Annotated in this window: 10 protein-coding genes; 8 read left to right on the top strand and 2 right to left on the bottom strand. The window is 34.3% G+C overall.

All coding sequences use genetic code 11. From position 1 onward, the window contains the following. Positions 1 to 981, bottom strand: coding sequence for an SPFH domain-containing protein (locus AB674_RS05385; RefSeq protein ID WP_047774572.1), 981 nt, complete (start codon positions 979 to 981; stop codon positions 1 to 3). A 140-nt stretch (positions 982 to 1,121) separates the two neighbouring features. On the opposite strand from AB674_RS05385, the gene AB674_RS05380 reads away from it, so the two are divergent. Next, complete coding sequence (locus AB674_RS05380) at positions 1,122 to 2,636, top strand: hypothetical protein (protein ID WP_047774570.1); 1,515 nt, start codon at positions 1,122 to 1,124, stop codon at positions 2,634 to 2,636. A gap of 33 nt (positions 2,637 to 2,669) precedes the next feature. Here the strand turns inward: AB674_RS05380 and gltX are convergent, their stop codons facing one another. After that, entirely contained in the window at positions 2,670 to 4,175 is a 1,506-nt protein-coding gene (gene gltX / locus AB674_RS05375) for a glutamate--tRNA ligase (RefSeq protein WP_047774569.1), read from the bottom strand. A gap of 163 nt (positions 4,176 to 4,338) precedes the next feature. Between gltX and AB674_RS05370 the strand changes: the two genes are divergently transcribed. From AB674_RS05370 to AB674_RS05340, 7 genes are all read left to right on the top strand, one after another. Further along, positions 4,339 to 7,728 carry a DUF4175 family protein gene (locus tag AB674_RS05370; RefSeq protein ID WP_047774567.1) on the top strand — a complete coding sequence of 1,130 codons (3,390 nt, stop codon included), beginning with the start codon at positions 4,339 to 4,341 and terminating at the stop codon, positions 7,726 to 7,728. Further along, positions 7,725 to 8,144 (top strand): rRNA maturation RNase YbeY, encoded by a 420-nt coding sequence (gene ybeY, locus AB674_RS05365; protein WP_047774565.1) that lies wholly within the window; start codon positions 7,725 to 7,727, stop codon positions 8,142 to 8,144. The genes AB674_RS05370 and ybeY overlap by 4 nt, the downstream gene beginning before the upstream one ends. A gap of 338 nt (positions 8,145 to 8,482) precedes the next feature. Then, complete coding sequence (gene mnmG, locus AB674_RS05360; protein ID WP_047774554.1) at positions 8,483 to 10,354, top strand: tRNA uridine-5-carboxymethylaminomethyl(34) synthesis enzyme MnmG; 1,872 nt, start codon at positions 8,483 to 8,485, stop codon at positions 10,352 to 10,354. Positions 10,355 to 10,506: 152 nt separating this feature from the next. Further along, on the top strand, positions 10,507 to 10,971 hold the full coding sequence (locus tag AB674_RS05355; RefSeq protein ID WP_047774552.1) for a GNAT family N-acetyltransferase: 465 nt from the start codon (positions 10,507 to 10,509) through the stop codon (positions 10,969 to 10,971). A 91-nt stretch (positions 10,972 to 11,062) separates the two neighbouring features. After that, positions 11,063 to 11,911 carry a class I SAM-dependent methyltransferase gene (locus AB674_RS05350; protein ID WP_047774956.1) on the top strand — a complete coding sequence of 283 codons (849 nt, stop codon included), beginning with the start codon at positions 11,063 to 11,065 and terminating at the stop codon, positions 11,909 to 11,911. Between the two features lie 244 nt (positions 11,912 to 12,155). Then, positions 12,156 to 12,737 (top strand): OmpH family outer membrane protein, encoded by a 582-nt coding sequence (locus tag AB674_RS05345; RefSeq protein ID WP_047774550.1) that lies wholly within the window; start codon positions 12,156 to 12,158, stop codon positions 12,735 to 12,737. Positions 12,738 to 12,838: 101 nt separating this feature from the next. Then, positions 12,839 to 15,118 (top strand): helix-turn-helix domain-containing protein, encoded by a 2,280-nt coding sequence (locus AB674_RS05340; RefSeq protein WP_047774548.1) that lies wholly within the window; start codon positions 12,839 to 12,841, stop codon positions 15,116 to 15,118. Positions 15,119 to 16,892: the final 1,774 nt, after the last annotated feature.

The following is a 16,892-nucleotide window of genomic DNA, read 5'->3' as shown; positions in this document are numbered from 1 at the left end:
TTATTTTTCTTCCGGTGTTATATCATCTTCATAACCCGATTGTGGCTGAATTGGTTTCGGTTTTTCAATTTTTTTATTGTTTTTCTTCATCATTTCACCAACTTGATTAGAAGCAGTAAACGAGGCAACCATATTATTTAGCATATCACTTCCAGCTTGCGGAGAGTTTGGAAGAAGTATTAAATTAGAATTGGCATCAGCTCCAATGGCTTGTAACGTATCATAATGTTGTGTCACTACAATCAGGGCTGAAGCTTCTTGAGAATTAATTCCAACATTGTTTAAAACTTCAACACTTTCTACTAAACCTCTTGCAATTTCACGACGTTGATCTGCAATACCTTGACCTTGCAAACGTTTACTTTCTGCTTCGGCTTTTGCTTTGGCAACAATTCTGATTCTTGAACTTTCTGCTTCAAACTCAGCAGCAGTTTTTTCTCTATCGGCCGCATTAATTCTGTTCATTGCATTTTTTACCTGGATATCCGGATCAATATCAGTCACCAAAGTATTGATAATATCGTACCCATAAGTAGTCATCGCTTCATTCAATTCTCTTTTTACTGCAATCGCAATATCATCTTTTCTTTCAAAAACATCATCCAGTTTTAGTTTAGGAACTTCAGCACGAACCACATCAAATACATAAGCAGTAATCTGATCGTGTGGATATTCCAGTTTATAAAAAGCATCATATACTTTTTCCTGGATCACTTTAAACTGAACCGAAACTTTCATTTTGATAAAAACGTTGTCTTTAGTTTTGGTTTCAATGATAACATCTAACTGTTGAATTTTAAGATTGACACGTCCTGCTAATCGGTCAACTATCGGGATTTTCAATTGTAATCCTGAATTTCTAACGCTCAAGAATTTTCCAAATCTTTCAATAACTACTGAAGATTGTTGTTTCACAGTAAAAAAGGAAGACATTAAAATAAAGAACGCAAATACTAAAATGATAATAAATGGTGTGAACATAATGAGATTGATTTAGTTTTTATTAATTCTTAAAATTACGAATTATATTAAGGAGTTTGCTTATTATTTACTTTTGGGGTGAATTTTTCTGTTAAATTGTGTTATACTTTTGCCTCATAATTTAATTAAAAATGCAATTTATGAAAAAGATACTTTTGAGTATTGCCTTATTATCTTCTGTTTATTTATCAGCTCAGACTGTGATTGTTAATGAAAAGTTTGAGGATGATAACGAACCAGTTAGTTTTCAATACCTTCCAAATTCTAAGAAATTTGTTGTTTATAAAGGTTTTGGTATAACTATGACACTTTCTTATATAACTACTAATGCTTTAAGTTTTGATATTGAAGGAAAAAAAACAGTTTTGTTTGAGAAGGAGAAGTTAGTTAGTCCTACATTTTCTGTTACAGAGAATACTTATAAGGCTTACGACGCTACTAAATTTTCAATGAAAGCAAATTATAAATTTTTCCAAAATAATGGAGTTCAAATTGTAAATCACGATGCGCTTGAAGATTTAAATTCTAATTTTTTTGGAAGATACGACTATAATAATGTTTTGTGTGCCGTAACAATGAGATGGCCGAATGTACCTTTTAATGCTTCTTTTAATGATGTTTATGATTTAGGTTTTACTAATCAAAAGCAAAAAGACAAAGTTGATTTTGAAAAGGATGATATTTATCTGGAGACGGTTGAAATTAAGAATAATGCGAGAAAGAGAATGAAGTTAGATAAACCTGATTTAGCTCTTTTAAAAGGAGACGCATTTGCAAAAGCGGAACTGAAAACATCTTTTAACAGTAAATTAAACGGGAATGAAAACTTTGATATAATCACCAAATCTGTTTCATCTGATTTTCAAACTACCATTGTATATAAAACAACTTATAGTTTTGATGGTAAAAAAATTAAAGAGTTACCTTTTACTTTAAATCTTAAAGATAAATTTTTTGTAACATCAGATAATCAGGGTGGTCCTAAGGATATTAATTCTACACCAGCTATGCCGGGAAGTAGTTTTAGTACTGTTAATGTAACTTTAGGTACAATGTCTATTAATCATTATTTTGAAGATAGAACAACCGGAGATATTTATTTTTATGGAATTTATAGTGATAAAGCGACAAAAAAGATAGATGCAGGCTGTAATCCTAAAGGATTTTATGTGTTTAAGTTCGATAAAGAGGGTAGGAAAGTATGGGAATCTATCAATGCGATTGAAGGTAAAGATTTTTTTGAGAGAGTACATGAAAGTGCGAAATTGCAAGTAAATTTATTAGAATATAATAAAAATTTAGCTTTTTCTGTATCTGTAAATTCTTTTACTGAATTCTCTAATGCAGCTATAGTTGATAAAGCGACTGGATCTATTTCGAAAGTTAGCTTTGTGGAGTATAACAATAATACAAGTAATCTAAGAAGTAAAGCTTTTGTTAATAACAGTTATGTTAGCGATGATTTTAAAAATAAAGTTTTTTCGCAAATAACTTTTGTTGCCATGATTGTAAATCCTAATATCGTTACTTATTTAAAGAGTGTATCAAAGGAAGGTAAGAAATTGTATTATGAAACTGTTTTTTCTGATCAGGGTATTTGGTTAATACAGACTGATAATAAAGAAACTTATAAAGTTTTATTATTTAAAGACTAAAAAAAAGCTCCCAATTTGGGAGCTTTTTTGTTTTTATAAAGTAGCAATTGCTTTCTGAATTCTCGAAATAGTTTCTTCTTTTCCGATGATTTCTACAATGTCAAATAGGTGAGGACCTTTAAGCGCTCCAACCAAACTCAGTCGGAAAGGTTGCATTACTTTACCCATTCCAATTTCGTTTTTTGTCAACCAATCTTTTACAATTGTTTCTATATTCGCAGAAGTAAAATCAGTAATATTTTCTAAAACGGAGATCAGTTCCTGCATCAAAGCCGGTGTTTCTTCCTTCCAGTTTTTGCTTGCTTTCTCATCATAAGAAGTTGGTGCCTGGAAAAAGAAATCAGTAAGATCCCAAAATTCAGAAACAAAATGAGCGCGTTCTTTAATAAGAGACACAATACGTGTTGTCAGTTCGAGCGAAGTCGAGAACCCTTTTTCTTCCAAAATAGGAGTAAAGTCTTTGGCTAAATCTGCATCATTTTGTTTGATTAAATGCTGGTGATTGAACCATTTGTTTTTCTCAGGATCAAATTTTGCTCCTGATTTGTGCACTCTGTTTAAGTCAAAAGCATCTACTAGTTCCTCCAATGAAAATAATTCTTTATCCGTTCCGTCATTCCAACCTAATAAAGCAAGGAAATTGATAACAGCTTCCGGGAAAAAACCTTTCTCTCTGTAACCGGAAGATATACCTTCTTCAGTTTTCCATTCTAACGGAAACACAGGGAATCCTAATTTATCACCATCTCTTTTAGATAATTTTCCATTACCAACTGGTTTTAATATCAAAGGTAAATGAGCAAATTCCGGAGCATCCCATCCAAAAGCTCTGTATAATAAAACGTGAAGAGGCATAGACGGCAACCATTCTTCACCACGAATTACATGTGAAGTTTCCATCAAATGATCATCCACAATATTAGCTAAGTGGTAGGTTGGCATTCCGTCACTTTTAAACAAAACTTTATCGTCAAGAAGATTCGTTTCAAACTTTACATCTCCACGAATGATGTCTTTCAAATGTAAAGTTTCATCAACCGGAGTTTTAAAACGGATCACATAATGTTCTCCATTTGCGATTCTTTTAGCAACTTCATCGGCAGAAATTACAAGCGATGTATCTAACTTTTCACGATTGTGATGGTTGTAAATAAATGTTTTTCCATCTGCTTCATGTTCTTTTCTTAAAGCATCAAGTGCTTCGGGAGTATCAAAAGCATAATAAGCCCAACCCGAATTGATCAGTTGATCGGCATATTCTTGATAGATTGCTTTACGATCACTTTGTCTGTACGGACCAAATTTTTCATTTTTCCCAACGGTTTCTTCAGGAGCAATTCCCAACCATTCTAATGCTTCCATTATATAAGCTTCAGCACCGGGAACAAAACGAGTTTGATCAGTATCTTCAATTCTCAGGTAAAAAACACCATTGTTTTTTTTGGCAAATAAATAATTAAATAGGGCAGTACGAACACCACCAATATGTAATGGCCCTGTTGGACTTGGTGCAAAACGCACACGAACTTGCTTTGACATTTGTTTAAAATTTTGATGCAAAGATACAATATTAGTTAAAATCCAAATTTTTTAAAATTCCAAATTCCAAATCACTATAGCAGTTGGAATTTGGAATTTATTTTTTGGAAATTGAATTGCTATAATTAGTACTTTTATAGGTTATAAGTAAAACAGATTCATTTTGAAAACAACGTCTGCCATATATCTAAAGCTAGAAGCCTTTATTAAAAAATATTATACCAATGAACTCATAAAAGGAATGCTTCTTTTTACCGGTTTTGGACTTTTGTATTTTTTGATTACCCTTTTTATTGAGTATTTCCTTTGGTTAAAACCATTGGGAAGAACTCTTTTGTTTTGGCTTTTTATAGGAGTGGAAGTTTTCCTTTTGTTTCGTTTTATTTTGTTTCCAATTTTTAAGTTATTCAAACTTCAAAAAGGAATTGATTACAATCAGGCTTCTGCTATTATTGGAAATCATTTTACAGAAGTAAGTGATAAACTGACGAACTTTTTACAATTGTCAGCCTCTGAAAATTCAGCAGAAAGTTCAGAATTAATGCTGGCTTCAATAGAGCAAAAAGCAAATTCATTGCAACCAATTCCATTTGGAAATGCAATCAATTTTAATTCGAATAAAAAGTATTTGCCATTGGCATTGATTCCAATTTTGCTTTTTGCAGTGTTTTATATTTCAGGGAACAGCACGATTATTTCTCAAAGTTTAAATAGGGTAGTCCATTTTAATGCTACTTTTTTACCTCCTGCACCTTTCAAATTTGTGGTGTTAAATCAGAATTTGCAAACAGAACAAAACAAAGATTTTGTTGTAAAAATGGAATCTCTTGGAAAGATCGTTCCGGAGAATGTTATGATTCATATTGGTGATGAAAGTTATTTTATGGAATCTTCAGAACCAGGAAAGTTTGAATTTAAAATCGAGAAACCGATAGAGAATGTTACTTTTTCATTTGAAGGGAATTCAGTTTCATCTAATGAATATGAATTGAAAGTAATCACAGTTCCATCGATTGCCAATTTCGAAATGGTTTTAAACTTCCCATTGTACTTAAAGAAAAAGTCAGAAACCATTCAGGGAACAGGAAATGCTATTGTACCGGAAGGAACTTTAGTGACTTGGAAAATGAAAACTCAGGCTACGGAAGAGATCGTCTGGAAGGATGAAAAATCAGTTTTTAAGTTCAATAAAGCCGAAAATGAGTTTAAATTGAGTAAAAACATAGGTCAAAATACAGAATATCAAATTCTTACCTCCAATAATAAGGTCAAAAACTACGAAAAACTCGATTATCAGCTTTCTGTTATCAAAGATCAGCATCCAACGATCACTGTTGCACAGGCACCGGACAGTTTGAAGTTAGACAAAAATTATGTTTTAGGAAGACTTGGGGATGACTATGGTTTATCTAAATTACAGATTGTTTATTACGAACGCAATAAACCACAGACTGCCAAACGTGGAACTATTCCGGTAAAGCAAGCTGTTTTTGATCAATTCGTTTTTTCGTTTCCAAGTAATTTAGCAGTTGAAGAAGGTGTATCGTATGAATACTATTTTGAAATTTTTGACAATGACGCGCCTCATAATTTTAAGAGTACAAAGTCTTCTGTGTTTTCAGATCGAGTGGCTACTACTGATGAAGTGCAAGACTTAGAATTACAACAGCAAAATCAAAACATTAATAGTTTAGAGAAATCTTTAAAGAATCAAACCAAACAGTTTTCTGAAATGGATAAGATTCAGAATACCGGAAAAGAGAAAGATAATTTAGAATTTAAAGATCAGCAAAAGATAAATGAGTTTCTGAAACGCCAGAAGCAACAAGATGAATTGATGAAGCAGTTTGCAGAGAAGATGAACAAGAATCTGGATAAATTCAAAGAAGATAAAAAGGATAAAACTGCAGAAGATTTGCAAAAGCGTTTAGAGAATGCAGATAAAGATTTAGAAAAAAATCAAAAGTTATTAGACGAATTGAAGAACTTAAACGACAAATTAAACAACGAAGAGTTGTTTGACAAGATGGAAAAGTTCAAACAAATCAGTAAAAACCAATCGAGAAACTTAGAGCAATTGGTCGAACTTACAAAGCGTTTTTATGTTTCAAAGAAAGCCGAACAAGTGGCAGATAAATTAGACAAGCTTGCTGAGAAAGAAGAAAAGCTTTCTAATAAAGAAAAAGAAAATACTTCCGATAAACAAGAAGAAATTAATAAAGCATTCGAGAAAATTCAAGACGATTTAAAGGACTTAAAAGAAGAAAATAAATCATTAAAAACTCCTTTAGAAATTCCTTCAGATGCTTCAAAAGAAAAAGACGTAAAAGAAGATTTGAATAAAGCTTCGGAAGAGTTGAATAAAAAGAATACTTCTTCGGCCAAACCAAAACAAAAGAGTGCTGCTAAGAAAATGAAAAGCTTGGCACAAGATATGAAGTCCGGTATGGAAGGTGAGGAGAAAGAACAAATGGAAGAAGATGTGGCTATGCTTCGTCAGATTTTGGATAATCTTTTAGCCTATTCTTTATCTCAGGAAGATGTAATGAAACAATTTAGATCAATGAAATTGGGATCATCTATATATACGAAGAATATAAAAGTGCAGCAAAATTTAAAGCAGCAGTTCAAACACGTTGACGATAGTCTGTTTGCTTTGTCTTTAAGAAACCCTAAAGTAGCCGAAGATGTAACGAAGGAAATAGGAAATGTACAATACAATATTGATAAAGCTATTGAGTCATTAACCGATGTTCAGGTTCCAAAAGGAGTTTCGCACCAACAATATGCTGTTTCATCTGCCAATAAATTAGCTGATTTTTTAAGTGATTTATTAAACAACATGCAGATGTCAATGTCTAAACCCGGAAGCGGAAAACCAAAACCTGGTGACGGACAAGGAATGCAATTGCCGGATATCATTCAAAAACAAAAAGGATTAGGTGATAAAATGAAAGAAGGAATGAAGCCGGGTAGTCAACCGGGACAAAAACCGGAAGAAGGTAAAGACGGAAAATCAGGTCAGGGACAAAGCGGTCAAGGTAAAGATGGACAAGGTAAAGATGGTAAAAGTGGGAATGGAGGAAGCAAAGGAAACCAAAATGGCAAAGGAGAAAAGGACGGAAAAGAAGGTGAAGATGGAGAAGGAGATGCTGAAGCGATAATGGAAATTTATAAAGAACAAGTTAAACTTCGTGAAGCATTACAAAAGGAATTAGCCAAACAAGGATTAGATTCTCAAGGAAGATCTGTTATTGAGCAAATGAAACAATCCGAAAAGCAACTTTTGAATAAAGGTTTTAAGAATGAAAACTTGCAAAGAATATTAAATATCCAGCAAGAATTATTAAAATTAAACAATGCAGTGCAGCAACAAGGTCAAGATACCAAGCGCCAATCTGAAACAAATAAAGCTGAATTTACAAATAGAACTAATGCGTTGCCAAGCTCGTTATTGGATTATTTAAACAGCGTGGAGATTTTAAATAGACAATCACTACCTTTGCGCTCGAATTTTAATCAAAAAGTTCAAGAATATTTTAATACAAAATGATCAATTTTAATTACGAAACAGAATTTAATTTAGAGAACGAAGAAGCCTTTACTGATTGGTTGAGTGCTGTAATTGTTTCTGAAAACAAAAACGAGGGAGTGATAAATTACATTTTTTGTGACGATGAATATCTTCATAAAATAAATGTAGAGTATCTGGATCACGACACACTAACCGATATTATCAGTTTTGATTACACTGTTGGTAACGAATTAAACGGAGATATTTTTGTTTCTGTTGAAAGAGTAGAAGACAATGCTAAGGATTTTAATGTTTCTTTTGATGAAGAATTGAAGCGTGTTTTAGCCCACGGTATTTTACATTACTGTGGATACAAAGATAAAAGTGATGCTGATGCAGCGTTAATGCGCTCAAAAGAAGATGAAAAAATCGCCATGTTCCACGTGGAACTATAGCTTAAACATCTTTTTGAAAGTTTGAAAAAGGTGTTCCACGTGAAACATATTCTGTTTTTGTAGACAGATCCAGAAAACGTTCCACGTGAAACAAAAAGAAATTTTGAGTTTGAGTTCGTGAAACGTTCCACGTGGAACGCTCAGTTTTGAAATTTTGAAATCAAATCCGTTCCACGTGGAACAGTTTGAGCCCCGTTTTAGCGCAGCTAAAACCCCCAAGTTTTGGAATTTGGTATTTCATTTTTTTGGAATTTTAGAAAAGTTCCACGTGGAACAAAAGAGTATAAAGTTAATTCTGAGAGCCACCTTAAAGGGTTTCCGGAGAATAATAAAACAAAATGTTTTTAGAAGAATACGATGTTATTGTGGTGGGTGCTGGTCATGCCGGTTCCGAGGCCGCGGCAGCGGCAGCAAATTTGGGATCCAAAACGCTGCTGGTTACAATGAGTTTGCAGAACATTGCACAGATGTCTTGCAACCCTGCAATGGGTGGAATTGCAAAAGGACAGATTGTTCGTGAGATTGATGCGCTCGGAGGATATTCCGGAATCGTTTCGGATCGGACGGCAATTCAATTTAAAATGTTGAACAAGTCAAAAGGTCCTGCAATGTGGTCGCCAAGAGTTCAAAGTGATCGAATGCGTTTTGCCGAAGAATGGAGAATGATGTTGGAGGGAACTCCAAATTTGGATTTCTACCAGGAGATGGTCAAAGGTTTGATTATTGAGAATGGAAAAATCAAGGGAGTGAAAACTTCGCTTGGTATTGAGATTCGTTCGAAGTCGGTGGTTTTGACAAATGGTACTTTTTTGAATGGTCTGATTCATATTGGAGACAAACAGTTTGGTGGGGGTAGAGCAGGCGAAAGTGCTGCGTACGGAATCACCGAAGATTTAGTTCAAGCAGGATTTGAATCTGGAAGAATGAAAACAGGAACGCCACCGAGAGTCGATGGACGTTCTTTGGACTATTCTAAAATGAATGAAGAAAAGGGAGATGCAAAGCCGGATAAGTTTTCGTACTCGGATGTGACGTCGCCTTTGATTCATCAGAGATCATGTCATATGACGTACACGTCCTTGGACGTGCATGATATTTTGAGATCTGGTTTTGATCGTTCACCAATGTTCAACGGTCGTATAAAAAGTATCGGCCCAAGATACTGTCCGTCGATAGAAGATAAGATTAATCGTTTTGCTGATAAAGAACGTCATCAGTTATTTGTTGAACCGGAAGGTTGGAATACTTGTGAGGTTTATGTGAATGGATTTTCTACTTCGCTTCCTGAGGATATTCAATTTAAAGCATTGCGTTCTGTTGCCGGTTTTGAGAACGTGAAGTTTTTCCGTCCTGGTTACGCGATCGAATATGATTATTTCCCGCCAACACAATTGAAACATACTTTGGAAACAAAGCTGGTGGAAGGATTGTATTTCGCAGGGCAAATAAACGGAACGACCGGATATGAAGAAGCCGCGTCGCAAGGTTTGATGGCCGGTATAAATGCGCATTTAAAAGTGCATGAAAAAGCGCCATTGATTTTGAAACGTGATGAAGCATATATCGGAGTACTGATCGACGACTTGATTACGAAAGGTACAGAAGAACCGTATCGTATGTTTACCTCAAGAGCAGAGTATAGAACTTTGTTGCGTCAGGATAATGCCGATTTCAGATTGACACCAATGTCACATGAAATTGGTTTGGCTTCTGAAAAGCGTTTGCGCAGAATGGAACACAAATTAAATGAGTCTGAAAAGATGGTTGCCTTTTTCAAAGAAACAAGTGTTTCGGTTGGAGAGGCAAATCCTATTTTGGAAGCGAAGGATACTGCATTGATTACACAAGGTGATAAAATGTTTAAAGTGTTCTCTCGTCCACAAATTGATTTGGAGGATATCATGAAATTTGAGAAAGTGAAAGAATACATCGCAGCAAACGATCTTGATCAGGAAATTTTAGAGCAAGCCGAAATTCAAGTGAAGTATTCCGGATACATCGAGAAGGAAAGAAATAACGCAGACAAATTGACAAGACTTGAAGATGTGAAAATTCCAGAGAACTTTGACTACAACAAAATCAAATCAATGTCAATTGAAGCAAAACAAAAATTAAGCAAAATTCGTCCGGTGACCATTTCGCAAGCATCAAGAATCAGCGGCGTATCACCAAGTGATATTTCGGTGTTATTGATCTATATGGGAAGATAAAGGTATTTTAGATTGTGGATTTTAGATTGTTGAGCGTAGGAAGTAGATTTTAAATTTTCGATTCCACGCAATCGAAAATCCACAATCTAAAATTATAATTGTTCCACGTGAAACTATTTTGTGATAGATTTTATTTAAGTTATTGTTTAGTCATGAAGATAATTGAGAAAGAAGTTTTATCATTGCAAGATAAAGAAACGTTGTTGCAACTTTGGAATAACGAATATCCGGTGAAATTAAATTATCAGGCTATGCATGATTTTGATTTGTATCTGGATGCTTTGGCGGAAAAGAAGCATTATTTGTTGCTTGATGAGAATAGCAGGATCAAAGGCTGGGCTTTTACTTTTTTACGAGAGGGAGAAGATTGGTTTGCTATAATTTTGGATAGCGATATTCAAGGGAGTGGTAACGGCAGGCTTTTGATAAACGAATTAAAAAAGAATAAAAGAAGTTTGAATGGTTGGGTGATCGATCATGAGAATGACGTGAAACTAAATAAAGAGTCATACAAATCTCCATTGCCGTTTTATATTAAAAATGGATTTGTAGTGGTTGAAGACAAGAGATATGAAGGCGAGAAAATGTCTGCCGTCAAAATAAATTGGAAGTATTAAAAAAGTATATAAAATAGAATAAACCCTAAAAGTGAATTTTTCATTTTTAGGGTTTGCTATGAAGTTAAATCAAAACCCCAATATTTATAAAATGAACGTTTTAAATAAAAAACACTTTCTTACGGTAAAAGATCATTCCGTTTCTAAAGAAATTTTCGAATTGTATTATGATGAAAACCTGGACATGTTAATTACGTCTCCACAACCGGATTTAGAAAATTTAGGAAGGTATTACGAAAGTGAAGATTATATTTCGCACACAGACAACAAACGTTCGTTATTTGAAAAAGCCTATCACTTTGTGAAAAATATAGCCTTAAAAAATAAGCTGAATTTGATTAATGCAGAGCAAGCTCAGAAAGGCAGAATTTTGGACATCGGTGCCGGAACTGGCGATTTTTTATTAACAGCAAAAAATGATGGTTGGGAAACGATTGGAGTAGAACCCAGCGCAAGAGCAAAAGAAATTGCAGTTAAAAAAGGAATTTCATTTGTGGACGAAATCAGCGCTCTGGAAAATAATTCGTTTGATGTAATTACAATGTGGCACGTTTTAGAACACGTTCCAAATTTGGAATTGCAAATTGCAGAATTGAAACGTTTATTAAAACCAACTGGAACTTTAATTGTTGCGGTTCCAAATTTTAAATCATACGACGCAAAACATTACGATTCATTTTGGGCAGCTTATGATGTGCCGATTCATTTTTGGCATTTCTCTAAAAAAGCCATTCAATCGCTTTTTGAAAAAGTGGATATGAAATTGGAAAAAGTGCTTCCGATGAAATTTGATTCTTTTTATGTGAGTTTATTATCCGAAAAATACAAAACAGGAAAAATGAACTACATCAGTGCTTTTTTGATCGGTTTGAAGTCAAATCTAAAAGCCAGACGTACGATGGAATATTCTTCGCACATTTACGTGCTAAAAAACAGCTAAAACTTATTTTTAGCGCGTTTTAGCGACGTTTTTAGGTAAGAAGGACTCTGAATGTGTCTTTTTTTAGAAATTCGCTTAAAAACGAGCTATGAAATCCATTATTAATAACAGTAAATTATACATAACTTAAGTCCGATAACAAAAATTGATACAAGAAAAAAAGAGCATTTTTTAAACTTTATGTTGATGCTATTTATTTTTTTATATTTTTGTCTTCAACATTAAAAAAATAGAAATTAAAGAAATGAAAAAAGCATTAGTAATTATCGCGGTTTCAATTTTAGTTGTTTCATGTGGTAAAACAGCAGAAGTTAAAGAAGTAAAAACAGCTTACGTTGATACTTCGGTTTTAATGAAAGAGTACACTGAAGCAAAAGATCTTGAAGCAAAATACAAATCTCAAGCAGAAGAAAAAGGAAGACAACTGCAAGCTGAAATTACTCGTTTTAAACAAGACGCTGCTAATTTTCAAAGTCAAGCGCAAGCAAACGGTCAGGCATGGGCACAACAAAGAGGTGCTGAATTGCAAAAAAGAGAGCAACAATTGGGTTACGCTCAACAAGCTTTGTCGCAACAATTGCAACAAGAAAGCGGAGTTGAAATGGATTCTCTTGTAAGCGGAGTGAAAAAATACATCAAAGAATACGGTAAGAAAAACGGTTATTCTTATATCTACGGTACAGGTGATGCTGCAACAGTATTATATGCTGAAGATAAATACGATATTACAAAAGTTATCGTTAAAGAATTGAACGATAAGTACAAATCTGCACCGAAAACTGAAGAAAAAGCTCCTGCTAAAGAAGGTGTGGAAGCTAAAAAATAAAACACAAAACAAACTAATTTCTAAAAACCTAAATCTACACGGATTTAGGTTTTTTCTTTTATAAAAAATACGATACTTTTAGTTTTTCAATACAAGCCATAATGCAAAACGTTTCAGAAGCAGCAGCTTACACTTTACAATTTATCAATCAAACGCAAAAGTCGATCTTTCTAACGGGTAAAGCCGGGACAGGAAAAACGACACTTTTGAGGGAAATTATTGCCACAACGCACAAGAATACTGTGGTGGTTGCCCCAACTGGAATTGCGGCTTTAAATGCGGGCGGCGTGACGATTCATTCGATGTTTCAGCTGCCATTTTCCGCTTTTATACCCTCTTTTGAGGCGAATTCGCAGTTTACCGAAACAGTGAAATTTGAGAATAAAGATACGTTGCGCAGGCACTTTAAAATGAACAGTCTGAAGCGTAATGTAATCCGCAATATGGAGTTATTGATTATTGATGAAGTAAGTATGTTACGGGCCGATTTGCTTGATGCCATTGACTTTATGATGCAGACTGTTCGCAGAAATTCGTATGCTTTTGGTGGCGTTCAAGTACTGTTTATAGGTGATTTATTGCAGTTACCACCCGTAATTAGGGATGAAGAATGGCGAACGTTACGCAATTATTACAAAGGAAAATTCTTTTTTCATTCTCACGTAATGCAGCAAAACCCGCCGTTGTACATTGAGTTATCTAAAATTTACCGTCAAACAGACGATGCCTTTATTTCGGTTTTGAACAATCTGCGTAACAATCAGATTTCAGCGGATGATGTGCAGTTTTTGAACCAATATGTACAGCCAGATTTTGATTTAAAGAGTAACCCGGGTTATATTACTTTAACAACTCATAATGCCAAAGCAGATTCTATTAACGAGCAGGCGATAAACGATTTAGCAGGAAAAGAGTATTCTTTTCAACCCTTTATCGTAAGTGATTTTCCGGAGAAAATTTTTCCGGTAGAAGAAAATCTAAAGTTGAAAGTTGGAGCGCAAGTCATGTTTGTAAAAAACGATTTGAGCTTTGAAAAACGCTATTTTAATGGAAAAATGGGGATAATCAAGTCCCTTTCACCGGAAGAAATCTTTGTGCATTTCCCCGAAGAGAATAAAACAATTGAGGTAGAAAAGTACGAATGGAAAAACATCCGTTACAAAGTAAATGAGCTCACCAAGGAGATTGAAGAGGAAGTTTTGGGCACATTTGCGCATTATCCGATCAAATTAGCGTGGGCCATTACGGTACACAAGAGCCAGGGATTAACTTTTGACAAAGCTGCGCTTGATGTATCGCAAGTTTTCCTTCCCGGGCAGGCCTATGTAGCATTATCGCGTTTAAGGTCCTTAAATGGGCTTATTTTGCTTTCTCCGATGCGTATGAATGGGATTTCTAACGATCAGGATGTGATGGATTATGCTTTGAATAAAGCTACCGAGGACGTTTTAGAGAAATCGTTGCATTTCGAAACAAAAAACTTTATTCATAACTATTTGATTAACAGTTTTAATTGGTCAGATTTGGCACAAGAATGGCGCAATCACCGTTTTAGTTACAACGAAAATGCTGCTGCGTCAGAAAAAGCCAAACATGCTATTTGGGCACAAAAGCGCTTAGAAACCATAGAGCAGCTGATAGATCCTTCGCAAAAGTTTATCCAACAACTCAACAAAATTTTCAATAAAGAAACAGTCGATTTGTATTTTGTTGAAGAAAGAATGGTGGCAGCTTATGATTACTTTTTCGGTCCAATGGACAAATTAGTGACAGATCTTCTGCAAAAAATGGCTGAAATTCAGAAGTTTAAAAAAGTAAAAGAGTTTTACGAAGAGCTGACTTTGCTGGATGATTTGCAAACAAAAGCGGTTCTACGCTTGATGAAAGCTAAGTTATTGATTGAAATTGTGGTTGCGGGAGAAACAATTTGCAAAGAAAAATTGACTTCATCGGCTATTAAAAACTTCAAAATAAATAAGCTTGAAAAGATTCGTGAAGAGTTTAAAATGAGCAACACGGATATCTTCAATGTGGAAGAACCGGTTGTACGTTACACTTCAAAAAAGCGCGACAATAATGAGCCAAAAACGATCAAAAAAACCACGGTAGAAGAAACCTACGACCTATGGGTAGAAAAGAATTCGATTCAGGATATTGCCCGAATTCGAAAGCTAACGGTGCAGACAATTGAGATGCATTTAGTCAAACTAATTCAGACTAAAAAAGTGGATATTTCAGACGTATTGCCGTACGATAAAATACTGGCTCTGCGAGAAGCTTTTCAATTTTATCAAGAAGAATCGCTTAACCCGTTGAAGGAAAAATATGGTGATGAATTTACCTGGGATGAGCTTAAAATGTTTAAGGCAAGCATAAACTAAAATTCCAAGTTTTTAAATTCCAAATTCCAAATTCCAAATTTCAAGTTCCAAGTTTCAAGTTTCAAGTTCCAAGTTTCAAGTTCCAAGTTTCAAGTTTCAAGTTTCAAATGTGGGATAAATTGGCATTATTAGCTATTTAATGATCAATTTTAGACGGGTGTCACCCTGAGCGAAGTCGAAGGCTGAAGAAGAAATATTTTATTGAGATATTCGAAAATCAAAGTAATAAGTTTGATAAAAATGTAATTTGATAACGGTAAATTGTTATTGTTTTGATAATGCGATTTTATAGCAAAAGAAGACCCAGCTGTGATGTACTTAAAAAAGAGCGTTTTGTATTGCCTTCATTTTGCTTGTTTTTTGAATTGTTTGATAGATTAAAACGCTTTTGATTCGAAAATAGTTTCACGTGGAACATTTTGGATTCACTAAAACATTAGACTAATTACCTGTTTTTTATTATTAATATATTGATTAGCAATGTGTTAATTTATAATTATAATTTTTTTGACGAAGACTCGTTTGGTTTCTAAATGCCAAAACGGCAAAAAAACAGCGATAAAACACGATTCTTGAATCGATAATTTTTAAAATAAGTGAATCACTCGCGCAAACCCTGTGCAGGAATATTTTGGGTAGAAGTTGTGTGACCAGTTTAGATAAAACTCTTGAGATTTTTTTCAAGACGATTTGGTTGTGGAGTAGAGGCGGGGAGTTTGTTGTGAAACTTATTGAATTTTGCATCACTTCGAAGGAAGACCAAGACTTTGCTTAAATTCGAAAAAAAAAAATCGGCGCCTTCGGCGTTTTTTAGCATTAATAGCAACAAATAGTGATTGGATAAAAGTAAAATGGCTGGTTAGTTTGAAAACAGTCGCAAAACCATGCTTTTTAAGCCGTATTTTTTGTTTTTACAATAAAAAGCCACTCTTCCGCCTGAAACAAAAAACAAGCCTTTAAATCTCTTTATTTGTCCTTTGTAAAAGTAACTTTAAGATCAAAAGCCATTTTGCAATGTAATTTTCACGTGGAACGGCTAAGCTTTGCAAAAAGAATGCACATTAGTTTTGCATCTTCAAATTTCACTGATATACGTTATGTCATCCTGAGCGAAGTCGAAGGCTGGTCTAGAGGATAAGTATCTATCAAATTCTAAATTTTAGGAAGCACATAAAAACTGAAAAAAGGCGAAAATTTCCTAACACAGCCTTCGACTTCGCTCAGGGTGACTGTTGGATTAAATTAGAGACTTTAGGCGGTAGAAAAACAAAAAATTTCGCATGAAACAAGAAAACAATCCTCTGATCTCTTTATTTCGTTTTTGATAAAAGTAGCTCCAAGATCTAAAGCCATTTTTGTAATGTAGTTTTCACGTGGAACGGCTAAGCTTTACAAATTACTGTACGTTAGTTTTAAACCTTCAAATCTCACTGATATACGCTCTGTCAGCCTGAGCGAAGTCGAAATGTCACCCTGAGCGAAGTCGAAGGCTGGTCTAGGAATAAGTATCTATCAAATTCTAAACTTTAGTAAGCACTAAAAAACTGAAAAAAGGTGAAATTTTCTAACGTAGCCTTCGACTTCGCTCAGGTTGACTGTTGGGTTAAATTAGAAACTTTAGGCAGCAGAAAAACTAAAAAATTTCACGTGAAACAAGAAAACAATCGTTTGATCTCTTTATTTCGTTTTTGATAAAAGTAGCTCCATGATCTAAAGCCATTTTTGCAATGTAGTTTTCACGTGGAAGGGATAAGCTTTACAAAATAATGTACGT

This window comes from Flavobacterium sp. ABG, from assembly GCF_001027725.1.
In the GTDB taxonomy this organism is placed as follows: domain Bacteria; phylum Bacteroidota; class Bacteroidia; order Flavobacteriales; family Flavobacteriaceae; genus Flavobacterium; species Flavobacterium cupriresistens.
The sequence above is the reverse complement of the archived record's forward strand: the minus strand, read 5'-3'. Positions and strand labels throughout refer to the sequence as shown.